The sequence below is a fragment of the Pseudomonas sp. genome (assembly GCF_050739655.1).
In the GTDB taxonomy this organism is placed as follows: Bacteria; Pseudomonadota; Gammaproteobacteria; order Pseudomonadales; family Pseudomonadaceae; genus Aquipseudomonas.
This window is the reverse complement of the sequence record NZ_JBOIBY010000297.1, coordinates 1-4118: the sequence shown is the minus strand read 5'-3', so window position 1 is coordinate 4118 and position 4118 is coordinate 1. Positions and strand designations below refer to the sequence as shown.

The following is a 4118-nucleotide window of genomic DNA, read 5'->3' as shown; positions in this document are numbered from 1 at the left end:
CTCCCACAGGTACAACGAAAACCATGTGGGAGCGGGCTTGCCCGCGAAGGCGTCAGTACCGACAAAGCATTTTCAGGATTTGAAACCGATTTTTAGCAGCTGCACAGTGCGCTATCCAAAACCTTGCGCAACTCCAGCGGATGATCAACCACCACATCCGCACCCCAATGCCGCGGATTATCATCCGGGTGGATATAGCCGAAGGTCACGGCGGCGGTCTTGGTGCCGGCATCGCGTCCAGACTCGATGTCGCGCAAGTCATCGCCCACGAACAGGACGCTGGCCGGGTCCAGGTCAAGCATCTTGCAGGCAAGGATCACCGGCTCCGGGTCCGGTTTGCTGTTTTTCACGTGGTCGGGGCAGATCAGCAGGGCCGAACGCTCGGCCAACCCAAGTCGCTGCATGATCGGTTCGGCAAAGCGCACCGGCTTGTTGGTGACCACGCCCCAGATCAGGTTGGCTTTCTCGATGTCGGCCAGCAGTTCGCCCATGCCGTCGAACAGTTTGCTGTGGACGGCGCAATCCTTGAGGTAGCGCTCCAGAAACTCCAGGCGCAGCTCCTCGAACCCCGGTGATTCCGGGTCCATGGAGAAGGTCACCGCGACCATCGCCTTGGCGCCGCCAGAGATCTCGTCGCGAATGTGTTTATCGTTGATCGGCGGCAAGCCGCGGTCGGCACGCATCGCCTGGCAGATCGCAATGAAGTCCGGCGCGGTGTCGAGCAGGGTGCCATCCATGTCGAAAAGAACTGCTCTGATTGGCATCGGCTTATTCCTCGCGCAGGGTCTGGATCATGTAGTTGACGTCCACATCGGCCGCCAGTTTGTAGTGCTTGGTCAGCGGGTTGTACGTCAGGCCGATGATGTCCTTGACGGTCAGGCCGGCCATGCGGCTCCAGGCGCCGAGCTCGGAAGGGCGGATGAATTTCTTGAAATCGTGAGTGCCGCGCGGCAGCAGCTTCATGATGTATTCGGCGCCGACAATGGCGAACAGATACGCCTTCGGATTGCGGTTGATGGTGGAGAAAAACACCTGGCCACCGGGCTTGACCATACGGAAACAGGCACGGATCACCGAGGACGGGTCCGGCACGTGTTCCAGCATCTCCAGGCAGGTGACTACGTCGAACTGCTCCGGCATCTCTTCGGCCAGCGCTTCGGCGGTGATCTGCCGGTACTCGACGTTCACGCCCGATTCCAGTTGATGCAACTGCGCGACCGCCAGCGGCGCTTCGCCCATGTCGATACCCATCACGGTCGCGCCGCGCTGGGCCATGGCTTCACTGAGGATGCCACCGCCACAACCGACGTCGAGGACTTTCTTGCCGGCCAGGTTGACGCGTTCGTCAATCCAGTTGACCCGCAGCGGGTTGATGTCGTGCAGCGGTTTGAATTCGCTTTCACGGTCCCACCAGCGATGGGCCAGGGCCTCGAATTTGGCGATTTCGGCGTAGTCGACGTTGCTCATGGTCTATGTCCTCTGAAACTTGAAAAATCCTGTTGCCCCGGGGTTGAGTCCGGGGAGTCTTACGATTCGGTATGACCGCTGATGCGTTGGCCCCAACGCTTGGCCGTGGCGCAAAGCTGTTGTTCGTCCAGGCGCGTCAGGCGACGGTCGTCGAGCAGTTGCTTGCCCGCGACCCAAACGTGTTTCACGCAGTCCCGCCCCGTGGCGTATATCAGTTGCGAAACCGGGTCGTAGATCGGTTGCTGAGCCAGGCCGGAGAGATCGAACGCGACGATGTCGGCGGCTTTGCCCACTTCCAGCGAACCGGTCTCGGCTTCGATCCCCAAGGCGCGGGCGCCGTTGAGGGTGGCCATGCGCAGGGCGCGATGGGCGTCCAGTGCCGTGGCCGAGCCGGCGACGGCCTTGGCCAGCAAGGCTGCGGTACGGGTTTCGCCGAGAAGGTCCAGATCATTGTTGCTGGCGGCGCCATCGGTGCCCACGGCAACATTGACACCCGCCAGCCACAAACGCTCCACCGGGCAGAAGCCGCTGGCCAGTTTCAGGTTCGACTCCGGGCAATGAATCACATTGGTGTTGCTTTCTACCAGCAGCGCCAGGTCTTCATCGCTGATCTGCGTCATATGAACGGCCTGGAAACGCGGCCCCAACATGCCCAGGCGCGCAAGCCGCGCCAGCGGGCGTTCGCCACCATGTTCGAGCGATTGCTGCACCTCGAAGGCCGTTTCATGCACGTGCATGTGAATCGATGCGTCAAGTTCCTCGGCGATCACCCGGATTTTTTCCAGGTTTTCATCGCCTACCGTGTAGGGCGCATGAGGGCCGAAGGTGATTTTGATGCGCTCGTGGTGCTTGAGATCGCCAAACAACTCGATGCCCTGACGGATGGCTTCGTCCGCCGTGCTGGCGCCCGGGATCGGGAAATCCAGGATTGGAATCGCGATTTGTGCGCGAATACCGCTGTTGTGTACGCGTTCGCTGGCAACCTTCGGGAAGAAGTACATGTCAGAGAAACAAGTGATGCCGCCTTTTAGCTGTTCGGCGATCGCGAGGTCAGTGCCATCGCGCACGAATTCCTCGTCGACCCATTTGGCTTCGGCCGGCCAGATATGGTTTTCCAGCCAGGTCATCAGTGGCAAGTCATCTGCCAAGCCGCGGAACAGGGTCATTGCCGCGTGCCCGTGGGCATTGATCAGGCCAGGGCTGAGCAGCATGTCCGGCAATTCGCGGATTTCACTTGCGTTAAGCTTCAGGGCGGCAGAGCGTGGGCCGATGAAGACGATGCGCCCGTCGCGGATGCCCAGGCCATGATCCTTGAGCACGACGCCAGCGGGTTCGACGGGTACCAGCCAGGTCGGCAGCAATAGCAGGTCGAGCGCAGCGGCAGGGTTCGGCATCGAAGGTGGGTTCCAGTGCTTTTGTAAAGGATGGCGAAGTATACCCGAGCGTCTTCGCGGGGGGATCGCTATAATCGGCGGCTTTTGTTCATGAGTGCGGGGTGTAGGATGCGCGATCGACTGTTGGCTGCGGAGAAGGTGAAAGCCATCGATTGGCGTGATGGTGCCCTCTATCTGCTGGATCAGCGTATTTTGCCGTTCGAGGAAACCTGGATTGCCTACACCAGCGCGGCGGGTGTGGCCGAGGCCATTCGCTCGATGGTGGTGCGCGGCGCGCCGGCCATTGGCATCAGTGCGGCCTATGGCATCGTGCTGGCAGCCCGTACACGAATTGCCGAAGGCGGCGATTGGTACGCGGCGCTGGAAGAGGATTTCGCACTGCTTTCTGACTCCCGTCCCACTGCGGTCAACCTGTTCTGGGCGCTGGGCCGCATGCATGATCGACTCGATCGCCTGAAAGAAAATGCCGACCCGTTGGCGGCGCTGGAAGCCGAGGCGATCGCCATTCATGAGAGTGATCGCGAAGCCAATCTGACCATGGCGCAATTGGGTGTCGACCTGATCCGCAAACATCAGGGCAACGCCCAGGCAATCCTGACCCACTGCAACACCGGGGCCTTGGCCACTGGCGGTTTCGGTACGGCGCTGGGGGTGATTCGGGGGGCATTCATCGAAGGCATGGTCGAGCGCGTCTACGCCGACGAAACCCGCCCCTGGCTGCAAGGCTCGCGCTTGACCGCGTGGGAACTGGCCAGCGAGGGCATTCCCGTCACCCTCAATGCCGACTCCGCTGCCGCCCACATCATGAAAACCAAAGGCGTTACCTGGGTGATCGTCGGCGCGGACCGGATCACCGCCAATGGTGACGTGGCGAACAAGATTGGTACTTACCAGCTGGCGGTCAATGCCATGCACCACGGCGTGCGTTTCATGGTGGTGGCGCCGAGTTCGACCATCGATATGCACCTGGCCAGTGGCGACGACATCCCGATTGAGGAGCGCGACGGACTCGAATTGCTGGAAGTCGGCGGCAAACGGGTCGGGGCTGAGGTGGATGCGTTCAACCCGGTGTTTGACGTGACTCCGGCAGACCTGATCGATGCGATCGTCACAGAGAAAGGCATCGTCGAGCGCCCGGATACGGCGAAAATGGCGCAGCTGATGTGCCGTAAGCGCCTGCATTAAAAATTTTTACCGAGCTTGAGGGCCCCTTCGCGGGCAAGCCCGCTCCCACAGGTTTTGTGTACACCGCAATAC

General features: G+C 60.9%; 4 protein-coding genes. 1 reads left to right on the top strand and 3 read right to left on the bottom strand.

Going from position 1 to position 4118, the window contains the following annotated elements; genetic code table 11:
- Positions 1 to 92 precede the first annotated feature (92 nt).
- The 3 genes from mupP to ACRESJ_RS14385 are packed head-to-tail and all read right to left on the bottom strand — an operon-like array spanning position 93 to position 2861.
- Complete coding sequence (mupP, locus tag ACRESJ_RS14395; protein WP_431758482.1) at positions 93 to 764, bottom strand: N-acetylmuramic acid 6-phosphate phosphatase MupP; 672 nt, start codon at positions 762 to 764, stop codon at positions 93 to 95.
- Positions 765 to 768: 4 nt separating this feature from the next.
- A complete protein-coding gene (gene ubiG / locus ACRESJ_RS14390) occupies positions 769 to 1467 on the bottom strand; it encodes a bifunctional 2-polyprenyl-6-hydroxyphenol methylase/3-demethylubiquinol 3-O-methyltransferase UbiG (RefSeq protein WP_007985381.1) in 699 nt (232 codons plus the stop codon).
- A 59-nt stretch (positions 1468 to 1526) separates the two neighbouring features.
- On the bottom strand, positions 1527 to 2861 hold the full coding sequence (locus ACRESJ_RS14385) for a TRZ/ATZ family hydrolase (protein WP_431758481.1): 1335 nt from the start codon (positions 2859 to 2861) through the stop codon (positions 1527 to 1529).
- A gap of 108 nt (positions 2862 to 2969) precedes the next feature.
- Here ACRESJ_RS14385 and mtnA point away from each other — a divergent pair, with 108 nt between their 5' ends.
- On the top strand, positions 2970 to 4046 hold the full coding sequence (gene mtnA / locus ACRESJ_RS14380; RefSeq protein WP_431758480.1) for an S-methyl-5-thioribose-1-phosphate isomerase: 1077 nt from the start codon (positions 2970 to 2972) through the stop codon (positions 4044 to 4046).
- Positions 4047 to 4118 lie beyond the last annotated feature (72 nt).